The 15494-nt window shown below is 55.0% G+C and carries 14 protein-coding genes and 4 pseudogenes; 14 read left to right on the top strand and 4 right to left on the bottom strand.

From position 1 onward, the window contains the following. The 9 genes and pseudogenes from PHO31112_RS26580 to PHO31112_RS26535 form a co-directional block, all read left to right on the top strand. Window positions 1-152: integrase core domain-containing protein (locus PHO31112_RS26580; protein ID WP_150624687.1), on the top strand; the 152-nt coding region annotated here is incomplete at its 5' end. A gap of 858 nt (window positions 153-1010) precedes the next feature. Then, a pseudogene (locus PHO31112_RS27855) lies at window positions 1011-1467 on the top strand (IS4 family transposase); the annotation flags it as partial. A 275-nt stretch (window positions 1468-1742) separates the two neighbouring features. Further along, complete coding sequence (locus PHO31112_RS26565) at window positions 1743-2747, top strand: beta-ketoacyl-ACP synthase 3 (protein WP_150624681.1); 1005 nt, start codon at window positions 1743-1745, stop codon at window positions 2745-2747. Between the two features lie 11 nt (window positions 2748-2758). Beyond that, the gene (locus tag PHO31112_RS26560) at window positions 2759-3613 is read left to right on the top strand and encodes an MBL fold metallo-hydrolase (RefSeq protein WP_150624679.1); all 855 of its coding nucleotides are present in this window, start codon (window positions 2759-2761) and stop codon (window positions 3611-3613) included. Beyond that, complete coding sequence (locus tag PHO31112_RS26555; RefSeq protein WP_150624677.1) at window positions 3610-4992, top strand: F390 synthetase-related protein; 1383 nt, start codon at window positions 3610-3612, stop codon at window positions 4990-4992. Before PHO31112_RS26560 ends, PHO31112_RS26555 begins: the two co-directional genes overlap by 4 nt. Beyond that, the gene (locus PHO31112_RS26550; RefSeq protein ID WP_150624675.1) at window positions 4989-5936 is read left to right on the top strand and encodes an NAD-dependent epimerase/dehydratase family protein; all 948 of its coding nucleotides are present in this window, start codon (window positions 4989-4991) and stop codon (window positions 5934-5936) included. The genes PHO31112_RS26555 and PHO31112_RS26550 overlap by 4 nt, the downstream gene beginning before the upstream one ends. After that, window positions 5933-7069 (top strand): glycosyltransferase family 2 protein, encoded by a 1137-nt coding sequence (locus PHO31112_RS26545; protein WP_150624673.1) that lies wholly within the window; start codon window positions 5933-5935, stop codon window positions 7067-7069. The genes PHO31112_RS26550 and PHO31112_RS26545 overlap by 4 nt, the downstream gene beginning before the upstream one ends. 203 nt (window positions 7070-7272) lie before the next feature. Next, window positions 7273-7659: a hypothetical protein gene (locus PHO31112_RS26540; protein ID WP_150624671.1), complete on the top strand. Its 387-nt coding sequence runs from the start codon at window positions 7273-7275 to the stop codon at window positions 7657-7659. Beyond that, complete coding sequence (locus PHO31112_RS26535; RefSeq protein WP_174995905.1) at window positions 7656-8897, top strand: glycosyltransferase; 1242 nt, start codon at window positions 7656-7658, stop codon at window positions 8895-8897. The genes PHO31112_RS26540 and PHO31112_RS26535 overlap by 4 nt, the downstream gene beginning before the upstream one ends. A 256-nt stretch (window positions 8898-9153) precedes the next feature. On the opposite strand, the pseudogene PHO31112_RS26530 reads toward PHO31112_RS26535, so the two are convergent. Further along, window positions 9154-9735: pseudogene (locus PHO31112_RS26530) on the bottom strand (IS256 family transposase); the annotation flags it as partial. Window positions 9736-10343: 608 nt separating this feature from the next. Between PHO31112_RS26530 and PHO31112_RS26525 the strand changes: the two are divergent. The 4 genes and pseudogenes from PHO31112_RS26525 to PHO31112_RS26510 all read left to right on the top strand — a co-directional run. After that, a complete protein-coding gene (locus tag PHO31112_RS26525; protein ID WP_150624667.1) occupies window positions 10344-11033 on the top strand; it encodes a tyrosine-type recombinase/integrase in 690 nt (229 codons plus the stop codon). A 109-nt stretch (window positions 11034-11142) separates the two neighbouring features. Continuing rightward, entirely contained in the window at window positions 11143-11391 is a 249-nt protein-coding gene (locus tag PHO31112_RS26520) for an AbrB/MazE/SpoVT family DNA-binding domain-containing protein (protein ID WP_150624665.1), read from the top strand. Further along, window positions 11385-11705 carry a type II toxin-antitoxin system PemK/MazF family toxin gene (locus PHO31112_RS26515; protein ID WP_150624663.1) on the top strand — a complete coding sequence of 107 codons (321 nt, stop codon included), beginning with the start codon at window positions 11385-11387 and terminating at the stop codon, window positions 11703-11705. Before PHO31112_RS26520 ends, PHO31112_RS26515 begins: the two co-directional genes overlap by 7 nt. 10 nt (window positions 11706-11715) lie before the next feature. Further along, window positions 11716-12632 (top strand): annotated as a pseudogene (locus tag PHO31112_RS26510) (IS3 family transposase); the annotation flags it as partial. A 23-nt stretch (window positions 12633-12655) separates the two neighbouring features. Here PHO31112_RS26510 and PHO31112_RS28000 read toward each other — a convergent pair. The 3 genes and pseudogenes from PHO31112_RS28000 to PHO31112_RS26500 all read right to left on the bottom strand — a co-directional run. Next, window positions 12656-12790, bottom strand: a complete 135-nt coding sequence (locus PHO31112_RS28000; RefSeq protein WP_281355122.1) for a hypothetical protein — start codon at window positions 12788-12790, stop codon at window positions 12656-12658. Further along, window positions 12787-13146, bottom strand: a complete 360-nt coding sequence (gene tnpC, locus PHO31112_RS26505; RefSeq protein ID WP_150624661.1) for a Tn3 family transposase post-transcriptional regulator TnpC — start codon at window positions 13144-13146, stop codon at window positions 12787-12789. Before tnpC ends, PHO31112_RS28000 begins: the two co-directional genes overlap by 4 nt. Then, window positions 13139-14254 (bottom strand): annotated as a pseudogene (locus PHO31112_RS26500) (transposase); the annotation flags it as partial. The pseudogene PHO31112_RS26500 and the gene tnpC, both read right to left, overlap by 8 nt. 560 nt (window positions 14255-14814) lie before the next feature. Here PHO31112_RS26500 and PHO31112_RS26495 point away from each other — a divergent pair. Continuing rightward, the coding region (locus tag PHO31112_RS26495) for a hypothetical protein (protein WP_150624659.1) at window positions 14815-15494 on the top strand (680 nt) is incomplete at its 3' end.

Below are 15494 nucleotides of genomic sequence, written 5' to 3'. Positions count from 1 at the left end.
TTCGCAATCGGATCGAGGCGAAGATCGTGATCGAAGACTGGCGCACTCACTACAACGAAGTGCGCCCGCATTCGAGTTTGCAGTACCTGACCCCGGCCGAATTCCGTCGGGTTAGCGAATGTAGTTCAACCACCGGGGCCGTGATTCTCTAGACACCCGTGGTACGAAAATATCCGTCAGGTCAAAGCGATCAGATAGATTCAGTTATGGGATTCGTGAAACAGGGGCAAGGTCACCGGGGCCAAGCAAACAATAATTCTGGCATCTTGGTATGCACACTATCAACTCTGATAGTTGGCTGTGGTCGGATCGTATGGTGTTATGCAAACAAGAGGTGGGGCATACATTTTGCGCTTGTGGTCTTGGGGGTTCTAGGTTCTGGCGGAGATAGCCATGATTATTGAGTTAATGGCAATTTAAATCGAACAGCGATATTTTCGAAAAATCACTTACAATTTATACTGCAAATTAAGATGCAACTAGAAGCTTAAATCGCTGCAGGAGGAAAACATATGAGCCAGCAAAACATAAGTCCAACGTGGTACAGGTTACAAGACCCTATAAGTAATGAGTGGATTGCCGTTAATGCAAGCGCCCTTACACTATCATTCGAGAAAACGCAAAATCATCACAAATTTTCGTTCATATTTGCCTTATATGACGAGTACAAGCGACCATGCTTCTATATTTTCTCCCACGAAGTAAACAAGTTTTTAGTAATAACCGAAGCGTCTCGGCAAATAACTGCTACGGAGGATTGCGTGTCTGAGGCGGACTCTTTTAGTTTTGATGTTCAGTCGGGCGGCACATGGACTCTGGCTGCGAATAGTGACGACCCATGGACTACGGGGGAGGACGAAGACCCTATCGTATTAGGCACTGACTCCACAGCCAATGTTGCAAAAACCCTCATCAGTTTCGTGCCGTCGACGCCCTGATTTTATTCACAACATGAAAACACTTTTGCTTGGCCGTGTGCGGCATGTATTTGCATCCGACCTACGCGGTAACAGCCGATCGAGTGGCGCCTGCTGACTAACCGAGAAGCGACGAACGACATTGCAGCAGGCCACCGAACTCATTGACTGGTACCGGGCGCGCTGGGAAATCGAGATTCTGTTCAATGTGTTGAAGAACGGTTGCCGCGTTGAGGCCCTGCAGTTGGGCACGATTGAGCGGCTCGAACGCGCTTTGGCGTTGTTCCTGGTCGTGTCTGGACGCTGAGCTGTTCTTCGATGTCGACGAAATTCGCGCGGCGCATACTTGCTCACTGAGGCCAAGCAGCCGGACAAGCCCAAGCTTGACGAGGTGCTTCGCTTGATCGCCCAATTGGGCGGTTTCCTCGGCCGTAAAGGCGATGGCGAGCCCGGTGCGAAAGCTATCTGGCTCGGACTTCGAGATGTTCATGTCGCTGCCAAGACCTTACGGGCATTAGGCGCCGACAGTAACGCCGACAATTGTGTATAAGCCGATGACCTTTACGATCTCCGTCCTGATACGCCAAGTACAGTTTGTCTTTATAGTAGGCCATCGCGGGCGATGGCTGAGATATAAATCCCCGGATTCCACTTTTCCTGAGGCTCAAAATCTTCGCCTCCATTGTCGCGTCGATCTTGAGCACTCATAAGTCACCTCGCTGAATAGCCACAGGCAATGCCCCCTGAAGGGCTGTCGTTAAGGCGTAGTGGTCAGGCCAGTTTGCATAACACCATACGACTTGCGAAAACGAAAATAACTACGCAATGCTTCAGATCCCGATTCAGTTTGCCGTAATCGGCACCGGCGAATACAAACCCTCTCGACTAGTTTCGTCCGAGGAGTTTGATGTCCGCTTTGGGCGCCGGGCAGGTTGGACCGAGCGACAGGTAGGGGTCACCAGTCGTCGGTTTGTCGACGAAGGTGAAACATCCAGCTACATGGGCGCACAAGCCTCGCAGCGAGCATTGGATGCTGCCGGCATTTCGCTGCAACAGATCGACTGCATCATTTCAGCCAGTGCTGTCATGGAGCAACCTATTCCATGTTTGGCATCGCAGATTCAGCACGCACTCGGTCTGGGGGACTCCGGAATTCCTGCATTCGACGTCAACGCGACTTGCTTGAGCTTTATCGCAGCCATAGATCTAATTGCCTGTGCGTTCATGGCCGGACGGTACCGGCGAGCGCTGATTGTTTCAAGTGAAATCGCATCGGCGGGCCTTAATATGAACGACGTCACCACGGCAAGTCTGTTCGGTGACGGTGCAGCTGCCGTAGTGGTAGAGGCGCGCCGGGGCGGCACAGCAGCATTGCTGGCATCGCATATCGAAACCTACGGCGCTGGTGGTGTTTTGTGCCAACTGCGTTCCGGCGGCACTCGGATGAGCCCACATCGCAATCTGGAAGCGTTTCTCGCAGGAAGCTATTTCGAGATGAATGGAAAGGCGATATACCGCGTGGTTGCCGAACGTTTTCCGGCGTTTTTCGAGCGATTATTATCCAAGGCCGGTATGCAACCCGATGACATCACCTGTGTGATACCGCATCAAGCTTCGGGACGTGCGCTTGATCATGCTGTGGAGCTGCTCGGGTTGCGCGCGGATAGGGTTGTGCGTGTGTTGCACGACCATGGCAACCAGATCGCGGCGTCCTTGCCTGTGGCTCTGCATACTGCGATCGTCTCGCGCCGCATTGCACCTGGTGACACCGCACTGCTGTTGGGGTCTGGGGCCGGGCTATCTCTTGGTGGCGTTATGCTTCGCTACTAAAGGGGACCCCGATGGCTACCCATGTTGCGCTTCATTTGCTCAAGGTTGGATCCTGCCGACACTGCGAACGCATTACGCTTCGCGGTGGCGGAGTGGCTCCGGTCAGTTTTCCGGCACTCTCCGCGCTCATCATGCATCCGCTTATCGGGCCTATCCTGTTCGATACCGGCTACGCCTCACATTTTTTGCGCGCGACGGTACCGTTTCCCGAGCGATTGTACCGCTGGACAACACCACTTCATTTGCCTGCACATCAGACACTGGCCGCGCAGCTCAGGCGTTTCGGCCTGACACCGTCCGACATTCTGACGTGCGTAATCTCGCATTTCCACGCCGACCACATCGCAGGCCTGTGCGATTTGCCGCACGCTCGTTTCATCGCTTCTGCGGCAGGCTATGCGCAAATCACCAATGCCGGACGCTTTCAAGGATTGATTCATGGGCTGTTGCCGAGGATGTTGCCCGACGATTTTGGCAACCGAGTCGTGTTTGCCGAAAGCGCCCCGAAGGTGAGGTTGCAAGCGCCATGGAATGCGTTCGGGGAGGGATTCGATCTTTTAGGTGATCGTAGCCTGGTCGGCGTTACTCTGCCCGGACATTCCGCAGGGCAGATCGGCGTATTGTTGCGTGACGAAGCGGGCCGGGACGTGTTTCTATGTGCGGATGCATGCTGGTCGCACAAGGCGTTTCGCGAACTTCGCATGCCGTCGTTTCTGGCACGCCCTCTTATGCACAGTTGGTTTGACTATTGTCAGACTATCGAAAGTATCCACGCCTTAGCCGAACGACATCCTGAGTTGGCCATCTTGCCGTCGCATTGCAATGAAAGTTTGAGTACCTACCAGCAGGCGTGGGAGGACCAATGACGAATCGTCTTGCCAATGCGTTCGCATTTCTTCACGCATTCGTACGCACTCGCTGGGGACTACGCTTTCGCAGCCGCGAAGCGTTGCTGGCATATCAGCAGAGGCAACTCCGCCGATTTTCATCGAAAGTTTTGCCCAAGTCGGACTTTTATCGCCGGTACGCAAACCAAGCGTTGGCCTCGATGCCCGTCGTGACCAAGCGCGACATGTTGAACCAGTTTGATGCATTCAACACTGCGGGCATTACGCTTGATGACGCCAGAGAGTTGGCATTACGTGCCGAAACAGAGCGCAACTTCCGCTCGACGCTGCCGGGTGGTGTCACCATTGGATTATCCAGCGGCACATCCGGCGATCCCAATGTGTTTCTCGCCAGTACTCGGGAGCGTCACGTTTGGGCCGGGATCATGCTTGCACGCATACTTACAGGGCCCATGCTGCGACGAGTATTGAATCCGTTCTCGCCTCGGGTGCGCGTCGCATTTTTTTTGCGCGCCAACAGTAATCTGTACGAAACGGTCGATGGCATGCGCGTAGGGTTTCGCTTCTTCGATTTGATCGCGTCGATGGCTGTCCACTTGTCAGCACTTGCAGACTTCGCCCCGGATATCCTTATCGCGCCGCCGTCGGTGCTGCATAGACTGGCAGATCTCCAACGTAGTAGCTCGCTGTTCCTGCGCCCGGCACAAGTTATCAGCGTGGCTGAAGTGCTGGAACCCGACGATCGCACCGCCATTGAGCAGGTGTGGGACGTCTCTGTCATCCAGATTTATCAGTGTACCGAAGGATTTCTTGGATATACCTGTGGTGCCGGCTCACTGCATTTGAACGAAGAGTTTCTACATATCGAACCGGCCTGGGTCGACCACGCTGGTGGTCGCTTTGAATCGATCATCACTGACTTTACGAGAAAAACGCAACTCTTCGTTCGATTCCGGATGGACGACGTGCTACAGATTGCTCCCACGCCGTGTACATGTGGTCGACATAGCTTACGACTCGCGGCTATCGAAGGACGACGCGATGACGTACTTTGGCTCAGCGCGAAATGCGGCAATTCGCTGATACCCATATTTCCGGACCAATTGCGCCGTGCGATGCTGGTCGTTCAGGAGCAATTCAACGACTACAGAATCGAACAGCGAACGTGGGGACTATTAATACGTTTGCATACGCAAGGAGACTTGCCCAAGATCGGGCAGTCGGTGAGGCGTGAACTGGAACGACTGTGGTCTACCCTGCAAGTTCAGTCTCCCGCGTTATCTTTCGACAAGCTTGAAGTCAAAGATAGCGCCGACAAGCGTCGCCGCATTCGCGGTCTTGAACGGTCGACGCCATGCAATCATTCGCCTGATTCCATCTCAGAAATTTCTTCATGAAGATACTCGTGACTGGCGCCTCCGGCTTTGTAGGCCGCTCGTTCATTCGTCGATTTTCCAGCCGTGCTGACGTGCAGCTTCATGGCGTCGCCCGCAGTCGGCTCAATCTGCCGAATTATACGAGCGCAGATCTGTCGTTGCCGTTCGATTTGCCATTCAAACCGGATGCCGTGATTCATGGTGCGGCACGCGCATCGCCGTGGGGAACGCCGGCACAGTTCGAGCAGCAAAACGTCGATGCAACTAAAGAGGTCATCCGTTTTTGTGAGCGCAATGGCTGTCCGAAACTGGTGTATCTATCATCGAGTTCAGTGTTCTACCGTCATGAACACCAGTTCGGTATCACCGAAGATAGCCCGATAGGGCCCTCATTCGTGAACGAGTATGCAAGAACCAAGTATCTGGCGGAGGAGTTGGTGCATCGCTACCAGGGCAGTTGGGTGATCCTGCGCCCACGCGCGGTGTTCGGCCCTGGTGACACGGTGCTGTTTCCTCGTATTCTGGCCGCAGCCGCAAAAGGTAGGCTTCCTCTGTTCGTCAACGAAGGTACGCCAGCTGTTGGCGACTTGATTTACATTGAGTCGCTGTGCGACTACCTGCTGACCGCCGCCACGCGCCCGGACATCCGCGGCTGTTTCAATGTGACTAACAATCAGCCCGTGCCGATTCAGGACTTTCTGCTCATCACGCTTGACCGGCTCGGATTGCCGATACCATCGCGCCAAGTAAAATTATCGACTGCCATGCTGACAGCAACACTGACCGAAGCCGTTTGGCGATTGTTGCACCTGCCGGGTGAGCCACCTATTACTCGTTTCGGAGTCTCAGTGTTCGCCTATTCAAAAACGTTCGACGTCACTCGGGCCATTACCGCTATGGGACCGCCGTCGGTTGATCTTATTGACGGGGTGGAACGCTTCGTGCGCTGGCAGAGGTCGCAATGATGTATGTCCTTGGCGCTGCATATTTGATATTGCTGTCGATCAAATCCGGGTTGGCACTGCGCTATGCAAAACGTTATTTCGTCATGAAAACGACGCTGGCGCACTCGGACGTGACGATCTGTACCCCCATCCTGAGCGGGGATCCGCAGTTAGCTCATGTGCTCAAGGATAACCTTGACGCACTGCCACAAGCCCGGTTTTGCTGGTTGATTGATGAAGGTGATCTGGAAGCACATCGGGTAACTTCTGAATTGTTGCAGCAGCACCGCGACCGAAAAATCGACGTGATGGTCTTCCCGCCGGCGCCGTCCTGTACCAATCCGAAGTTATTCAAACTAGAGCGCGCACGCAATCGGATTCGCACGCCGGTGCTGATTGTGCTCGACGATGACACTCGCTTGCCTGAACGTAGTATGCAAGCATTACTTGGGGCATTGAGTCAGGCGCAATTGGCAACAGGTTTGCCTTATTACCGGGAAGGCGATAACTTGCTCTCGAACTTGCTGGCGCAGTTCGTCAACAACAATTCCGCGCAAACTTACCTGCCGCTGTTGCAAATCGCCGGACCGGTGTCCATCAATGGCATGTGCTATGCGCTACACACCGCTACGCTGGAATCGATTGGTGGCTTTACGTCCGTGCTTTCGCACTTGACTGACGATCTGGCGGTTGCCGATCTGATCCGAGCGCATGGCGGGCGCATTCACCAGACTCCGTTTCCACAAGAGGTCGCCACCACGATACCCACGTCGTCGGCATATCTGCGCCAGATGCATCGCTGGTTCCTGTTTGCGATACTTCTTATGCGCCGTCAGCGACCGGGAATGAATGCGCTGATTACCCTGCTACACGGCATTCCGCCATTGGCGCTTGCAGCTATGCTCATGCTTGCTGTCGTTTCCCCGGCGAGTCATAACTGGCTGTTCGTCGTCACTCTTTTGTTCGTACGTGCACTGATCCTGGTCACAACACAGTCCGTAGTGTTCGGGCATCTGCGTCAGCATCCTTTTCTGTCGTTGCTATCGGAACTCTTGCAGCCCCTGCATCTGCTACACGCTGTGTGCTGGCGCCGAATCCACTGGCGTACGCGGTGCTATCAGGTGTTCGACAACGACAGGTTTTTGTCGCGATGACCCGTGCCATTCCCTTTCAGGTGGCTTTTCTGACTGGCCAAAGTAATCGTCGATGTTGGGCGCTCAGCCCAGCGCAATCCTGCTTTTTGGACGCACTGACGTTACCGCCTGGCGCTGCGGTACCCGCAAATTTCCCTTACAGGGAAAATACACCTCCTCACCAGACGACACCACTTTGGTGTGCGAGTCTGAGCAACGGTTGGATGTACCTGCGCTCCCGGACGTCGGCCTTCGCAGCAGCGTATCGCCAGGATTTGGTGACACTGCTTGCCCGCGCCGAAGTGACAGTGTTCATTGCCGGTAGTTGCGGGCTGGAGTTGTTACTCAATCTACACCTTACTGCTTCCGAGTTGCAGTGTATCCGTGTCATTGCGCTCGGGCCGGTGGCGAGAGGCCGGCCGAACTGCGAGACGATTTTGGTTCAAGGCAGGGGCGACTGGCTGTCGCGCTACTTTTTCGACGAGGCCGACTATCGCGTGGAATGTGGTCACATTGGCTATCTGCAAAGCTCTGAAGTACTTGGGCTATGCCGTCACCATATCGGCGAAGTGCAGCAGCACCGGCCTGCTGCGTTACGAGAAAAGTCGTGAGCCGTCGCCGCATTGATCTTCTGGCTCCGCCGTTCAGCGGACACTTGCATCCAATCCTGGCAATGGGGCGCGCACTCGCAAGTGATTACGACGTACGGGTGGTTAGTACCCCGGCGGCACAAGGGCGCATCGTCGCTGCTGGGCTTGAAGGAGTGCCTGTACTTGCTGATGGAGATGTGGCGTTGCGAGATGTTGTTAGCCCGCCTTACGCTGTCGGCAGTAATCCGCTGCGCCTGCACCGCCAATTCTCGTCGGCGCTGCAACTGGTTCAGACACTTAGAGACGAACTCTTCGGCCTGTACCGACATGATCGGCCAGATCTTCTCATTGCAGACTTCACACTGGCCAGCGTCGGTTTGGTGGCCGATGAGCTCGGAATGGCGTGGTGGACCAGCTTGCCGTCTCCATGTGTACTGGAAAGCCGGGATGGGCCTCCGGCTTATATGGGGGGATGGCTGCCAAAAAACGGCCTGGCAGGCAAGGCACGCGATGCTGCCGGTCGTTTTTGCGTGCGCACATTTAAATCCGCCGTCGGCTTGTTGTACGCCGATACCATGCGACGGGTCGGTTTAGTGTCGGTGTATCGTGCCGATGGCACGGAAGCGATCTATTCTCGCGAGCGTATTCTGGTGCTGGGGATGCCAGAACTGGAATTTGCACGATCGTGGCCGACGGCCACCACCATGATTGGGCCGATGCTCTATACACCGCCCCCGATTGCGTCTGCCCCCCCGTTCCGACCCGGAAAGCGGCATGTATTGGTGACGATGGGCACACATCTGAACTGGTGCAAGGGGCAGATTGCGGCAGAGGTGCAACGCGTGGCAGCTGCGATGCCTTTGATCGAAATCCATTTCAGCGATGGCCGGGATGCGGTTCAGAATGTGGAGCGCGATGGCAATTTCACGCGCCTTTCATTTGTCGACTATGATCAATTCCTCTGCCGCTATGACCTAGTGGTGCACCACGGCGGTTCAGGTGTTTTGTACTACTGCTTGCGGGAAGGAAAGCGGGCTGTTGTTTACCCGGTTGATTACGATCAGTTCGATAACGCTGCACGGTTGACATTTGCAGGCGTGGCCTGCCGTATCTATCGGTTGGATCAGTTGGGTGCAGCGATTCGGCAAACATTGGCAGACGAAGGAATGGCAGCGCGCTGCACAAGTTTCTCGACGTTGCTCAAGACGCGCGATTCGAAGCGCATTTTGCAATCACAGGTGGCGATGCATTTTAGCTGAATGCCATGCCGGAAGATCGTGAAATGCCGTGTATTCCGCCCAAACGGCCAAGGACATTAGCGTGGCACAAGATAGCTGTGCCCGACGCGACGAACAGTGCTGTCATCGTGTGACCTCGAAGAGCTAATCCGCGCGCGGGATAGGGCGGGCAGGGCACTGATTAGTCAAGGCCACGCCGGTGAATCGTCGGCGCGGACCTTGTATTTTAAGTTGCCTTGGGGGTGTCAGAAATTCCGTGTTCAAGGCGGGTTGAGAGTCACACGGAAGGACGAACGAATCGATCTGCGTAAAGGATAGCGAATTGTTTCATTGCTGTCTTCCAGTCCTTGGCTGCGCGGCCCCAATCAGCCGTGATGTTTCGCAGCGCCAGCCAGATGAGTTTGGTTGCGGCATCATCGCTCGGGAAGTGCCCACGGGTCTTGATGATCTTGCGTAGTTGCGAGTTGATGTTCTCAATGGCATTGGTCGTGTAGATCACCTTGCGCACTTCCGGTGGAAACGCAAAGAACGGAATCACACGATCCCAGGCATTACGCCAGGCCGCACTGACCGGCGGGAATTTCTGGCCCCATGGCCCATCGGCAAAGCTATCGAGTTCGGCCTGTGCCGCTTCGGCGCTCGGTGCGGTATAGATCGGTCGAATCGCGGCAGCGAGCGATTTGCGGTCCTTCCAGCTCGCGTAATCGAGGCTGTTGCGGATCAGGTGGACGATGCGGGTTTGTAGCGTCGTGGCCGGAAACACGGCAGCCAGCGCTTCGGGCATGCCCCTGAGACCATGGGTCACCGCGAGCGGGATGTCGTTCACGCCGCGCATTTTCAGATCGTTAAACACCTTTATCCGCCTGCGATTGCGCAGGTGCCAATTCCGCGGGTATGCGGGCGGTTCTCCTTGACCGATCCAGCACTCGGCATCAAGGCATCGGTAGCATTAATTCGCTGGAGCAACTACTGCCAACTATCCATGCCTCAGGGAAGCGGTAAAGTACCGTTGATCCGCGTACCAGTCGCAATGGACACAAATTCGCCCCAGTTCTATGCCTAAATTGTAGTTGGCGGACACAAAGTAGGGCACTCGAAGCTACCCAACATAATTAACAAAATCAATTACTTACTGATTTAAGAGCGGCATCAACACCCTAATTTTTGTCCAGCAATGTGGACACAATTTAAGTGCGTTTCTGTCGCGCGACAGAAAATAGGTGCAAAACGGTTGTGGACTCTGCCGTGGACAGAATATGGGTTCAATTCTGCGAACCGAGTTAGGCAATTATGCGTGGCGTGCATCGATGCTAATCCGGTCTCCTCGACTCAAAGCTTTCGTGATTAGCTTGGCGCAGATTTTCCGAGGACGGCAGGAACCACGGGCGTTTATCATGAAAAGGAGCGCGCGGCGTTTCTCTCTCGTAACAAGCTCAATTTCGAGCGCATTACGAGGACCGAGAAACCATGCACATCAAACGCGCCAAGACGCTCAAACCTGCCCAAATCCGCCACCTGCTCCGCGTGACCGAGGCCACCAGTCGGCACCCGGAGCGTGATGCACTCGTTCTGCTGCTGGGTTTTACCTGCGGGATGCGGATCTCCGAGATTGCCCGCATCGAAGTGGCCGATGTGCTCCAGCCGTCCGGACTGATTCGAGAAGAAGTGAGCCTGCGAGCAGCAATCACGAAAGGCTGCCGCCAGCGCTGCGTGTACCTAAGCCATTCGAAGGCGCTTGCCGCACTCGATCGGTACATCGAATGGCGGTGGGAGCAGGGCAAGGGCACTGCAATGGATCGCCGGAAGTGGCGGGGCTTAATGCCCCAGACGTCGCTGATTCTTACGCATAAGGGGAGCCGTTACGAGCTGAGCGTCAAGCGTCGGACGAGCGACAGCGGAGAGCAGGTCGAATACCTGGCGGCAGACAGCTTGCAGAGCTATGTCACCGGCCTTTACCGTGCCGCAGGGCTTAGGAGTGGCTACAGCAGCCACTCGGGACGCAGGACGTTTGCCAGTCGCCTATTGGCGCAAGGCCATTCGATTGAGACGGTGCAGATACTTCTTGGCCACTCCCATCTGGATCACGTTGCGCCTTATCTGGAGGTGTCTTCGCAGGAGCTGAGTGAGGCAGCGGCGCGGGTGGCTGATGACTATTAATGACTTCGGTCGGGGCAGCTTTCAAGAGCGAGACAGATGACGATTAATGTAATAACATTGTGTTGCCATTTTGGTTGATTTGGAATAACATTGTGCTTACGGTGACGTTATGAGAGCTACGATTCGAAGGATGGGCAATTCACAGGGGGTACTTATCCCCAAACCGATTCTTGCTCAGCTTGGTCTGGAGGGCGAAGTGGATATTGCTGTTGAGGACGACGCGCTGGTAATTCGAAAGCCGCAGAAGAAGGCGCGTGAGGGCTGGGCTGAGGCCAGCCAGGATGTGGCTGCTGCTGGCGATGACGCGCTGGTGATGGGCGAGTTTTCCAACGCGGACGATTCGGTGCTGGTGTGGTAGCGCGCGGTGAGATTTGGCTCGTTGCTCTGGACCCAACAAAGGGTAGCGAAATTCAGAAGACGCGGCCGTGTGTGGTCGTCTCCCCGCCCGAAATGCACGACCATCTGCGCACAGTTATCGTCGCGCCGATGACGACCAAGGGGCGGGCCGCGCCGTTCCGTGTTCCGATTACGTTCATGCGCAAGAATGGGCTGATTTTGCTGGATCAGCTTCGCGCCGTGGACAAGGTGCGCCTAGTCAAGAAAGAGGGTGCTGTGTCCGATAAAACCCTGATGAGCACTTTGCGAACGTTGCAGGAAGTGTTCGCAGAGTAGAGAACAAGGGAAAGCCGAGAATGCCCGGCTGAAGAAGCTGCTGGCGGAATCGCTGCTGGAAAACGAAGTCACTCGCGAGGCATTGCGAAAAAAGTGGTGAGCGCACCATCTCGCCGGGAGTTGGTGCGCTATATGAGCGAGCGGGGCTTGAGCGAACGCCGAGCCTTGCGGGTAATCGGCATGAGCGCCAGCGCCTATCGTTATCGACCGGCCCCGGACCGGAACGTGGCTTTGCGAGCACAGATCGTGGCGCTGGCTCAGCGGCATCGCCGTTACGGTTCGGGAATGATTTATCTGAAGCTGCGCCAGTCAGGGCAGGCGGTCAATCACAAGCGGGTCGAGCGCCTGTATGCGGAAGAGAAATTGCAGGTGCGTCGCCGCAAGCGAAAGAAAGTACTCGTCTCAGATCGCCAGTCGTTGGGGCGGCCGTCGGCGGCCAATCAGGTCTGGTCGATGGATTTCGTGTTCGACCGAACCGCCGAAGGCCGTGTGATCAAGAACCTGACGGTGGTTGATGATGCAACGCATGAGGCGGTCGCGATCGTGCCGGAGCGGGCAATCAGCGGAAATGGACTGACGCGCATTCTGGATCGAGTGGCATTGCATCGTGGTCTGCCACAGGCAATTCGCACTGACAACGGCAAGGAATTTTGCGGGCGTGCGATGCTGAACTGGGCGCACGTACGAGGTGTGAAGCTATTCCTGATTGAGCCAGGCAAGCCGAACCAGAACGCCTACATCGAATCGTTCAACGGGCGATTTCGGGATGAATGCCTTAACGAGCACTGGTTCACCAGTTTGTCGCACGCAAAGGTCGTGATCGAATCCTGGCGGCGGGAGTACAACGAGGAGCGACCGAAGAAATCACTGGGCGGATTAACCCCAGCAGCGTATACCCAGATACTGGCAGGAAAGCAGTTACATTAACCCTCGGACTCTAAAGCCTGGTGCTACTGAATACGGGCGACCTGCTTGATTTCAGCGAGCGCTTCCTTGATGCGCTGGATGGGTGCATCCGAGCGCCAGCCGAACGCATGGCGGCGGAAACGCTGGGCAAACTGCCACTTGTAACTGGCTTGCTTCATATTGAATCGTCGTAATCGTCGTCTGTTTTGGATCGCAAATCCTGCAGGGGACGCAGCGCGACGATCATCCGGTCGAGCATCATCACCCAGTCTTCCAGTTCCTCGATGACACAATCGGCTTGTTCTACCAGCGTCAGATCGTCGGTCGGATATGACAGGCTCGCGCCATTGATCACGGTATGCGCCATGCCATGCAAGCGCAGTAGATCGTCGCGCAGCCCATCCGGTCCGCAGCGAGCTCGAAGCGCGTCGAATTGATCCACCGCCTGTTGGATGAGCAGGGTATCGTAGCGCTGCTGCAACGACTGCAACGCGTCGGCATCGACGGCGCCGTAGGGGGTCTCGATATCAGACATGGCGTTTGGGCCTCCGGATAGAATGGGCCGCCCCCGCGAACAGGCTGTCGCGAATCCAGCTCTCGATACGTTCGAAGTCAAGCTCGTATTTGCCAAAGCGCTTCAGGTTGCTGGTGAGATAGGGGCTCAGGAAGGCGATATCGGCCGGATTGACCGGGATGCCTTCCTTCACCATCGCCCGCAACGCCTGCATCATGTCGACCGTGTTCTGCAGGATCGCGGCCGAGGCCATCAGGTCGTTGTAGCGCAGGCGCTTCTGTTGTTCGTCCGGATCGTTAACCGGCAGCACGTCACCGCCAAACGAGAACCACTTGGCAAAACCATTGTAGGACTCGATCTTGTTGGTGCTGGCGGTAATCTCCTGACGAAGTTCACCGCTGCCGATCCACTCGAGCAGGAAGATGGTGCGTATGACCTTGCCCAGTTCCTCTGCAGCCAAAGACAGCCGATTCTTCGGGCTGGCCGCACCGAACCGGCGCAGCAGCAAGGGCGACGACAGTGCGCCAGTCTGGATCGACAGCGTCAGTTGCATCAGGTCCTGCCAATACCGCTCGATGAGATCCCAGTCGACCGTTTCGGTGAACAGGGCGTCGATGTGCTGGTATTTCGTCTCGGCATCCGCCCGGTACAGCTTGAGATCCTGCCAGTTTCGGATGCGCGGCATCAACTTGATGCCCTGCAGGTGTGTGAAGGTGAAGACCGCCGCCGACTGGCCTTGGGTGTCGGCATGAACGGTATCTGCCTCGACGCTCAGGCCTGCCTTGAGAAGTCCCTCGATGACGTAGATCGCCTCCCAGATGCCTGGCGGGATGAAATGCCGAAAAACCGCAATGTAGTTGTCGGCCACATGCCGGTATGCCACCGCGCCCATCTTGCGGTACCGGAAGTGGTAACCGGCCAGCAGATTGTTGTCGTAGAAATCGTACTGGGTGCCGTCGGCCGCCACTGTCTTGCCGTCGCCCCAGTGCTTGGGCAGATCCAATCGCAAATAAAGCTCGATCAGCTCGCGCTGCGCGGTTTCCAGCCGCTCCAGGCTCAGGTGCCGCCGGTTGACGAACGACATCATGTGCGGCGTGATCTTGTCGCCCATGTGACCGTCGGTTTGGGACGTTTTCGCGCTTCGCCTGTTTCCAGCCGAGCCTGATAAGGCACTGAGAACTCGCGGGACGAAATGATCAATCCCCACTTTATACACCCGCCACGCCGCTCACGAACATCGGGCAATCGAAAATACCCCCCTTCCGAACAAAGCCGATGCGCACAGCCCCCTCTCTACGTTAACAGGTTCAAGTTCCTCCATGATTTGCTACATTTCCTCCTAGCGGGGGACGATGTGGAATGCCATCGATCCGGCAACGCTTCAGTTAGATTTGACGATACATAGCGAGCAACTATGAATTACATAGCATCGCCTAAGCAGACAAAGCTCACGCTCAACCCCGTTAGAGCAAAGAATTGTGGCATTTCAGTGGCAAGAATCCTGACAAATTAGCCATAACCGATTGCCTTTAACTTCATGAATTAATGGAATTATTATGGCAGGCGTCAGCTTAAATAATGATCAAATGCCAGAATCGGCATAGCATGGATTTATGCTTGACAAGATAAAACACATGTGTACCGAATCAGAAACATCGCTCAATCTGATCAATAGACAAGAGAGACGCTATGCCCAATAGTTCTAATAGTTTGAGTCGAGGAACGCGCTTGGTTTACGCAGCTCAATCACTGACTGAGATAAAGGCAGCCTATGCCGATACATTGCGCCATTATTTGGAAGGCACAAAGAAGTTTGACAACATCACGAGCTACATGGGTTGTTCATTTTTGCAAGGTTCTGATGGCGTAGTGCATGGCACACCGCAGGCAATTGCCTATAAATATCATAATCAAACCAATATGGTAGCTGTTTTCTATGTGAACAGCCAGAATTTCCCGATGGTATTAACGAGTGGCGACGGTCTTAATGCGGGTAGCCATAAGTTACTTCCACTTGGAAAAGATCCGCAAAATGTCTATTTGGGATGGTTTCGGCCAGAAGAGTCAATGGTGCCGTATTACCTCAGCGATTCAAAAGGAGATATATTTTACCTATTTTATAAACGAAATGGAACGCTACACTACGCGGCTTTTGATGCTTTTGGTGCGGATCCCATAGATGGTGGTGTTGATCATGATCTCGGTCTGGAGATGGTTGACTATGTCAGTATCGTCGCAGGACCTCAGGGGAGCGCCAAACCTTACTTATTTTGGAATACGCCAAAGAGTGGAATTTCGAACGAGATCCCTTCTTATCTCAATACTTGTCAACTGCAGTTGAACAATAGCGATCCAAATTACAAAAATTA

The sequence above is a fragment of the Pandoraea horticolens genome, assembly GCF_902459555.1.
GTDB lineage: Bacteria > Pseudomonadota > Gammaproteobacteria > Burkholderiales > Burkholderiaceae > Pandoraea > Pandoraea horticolens.
The sequence above is the reverse complement of the archived record's forward strand: the minus strand, read 5'-3'. Positions and strand labels throughout refer to the sequence as shown.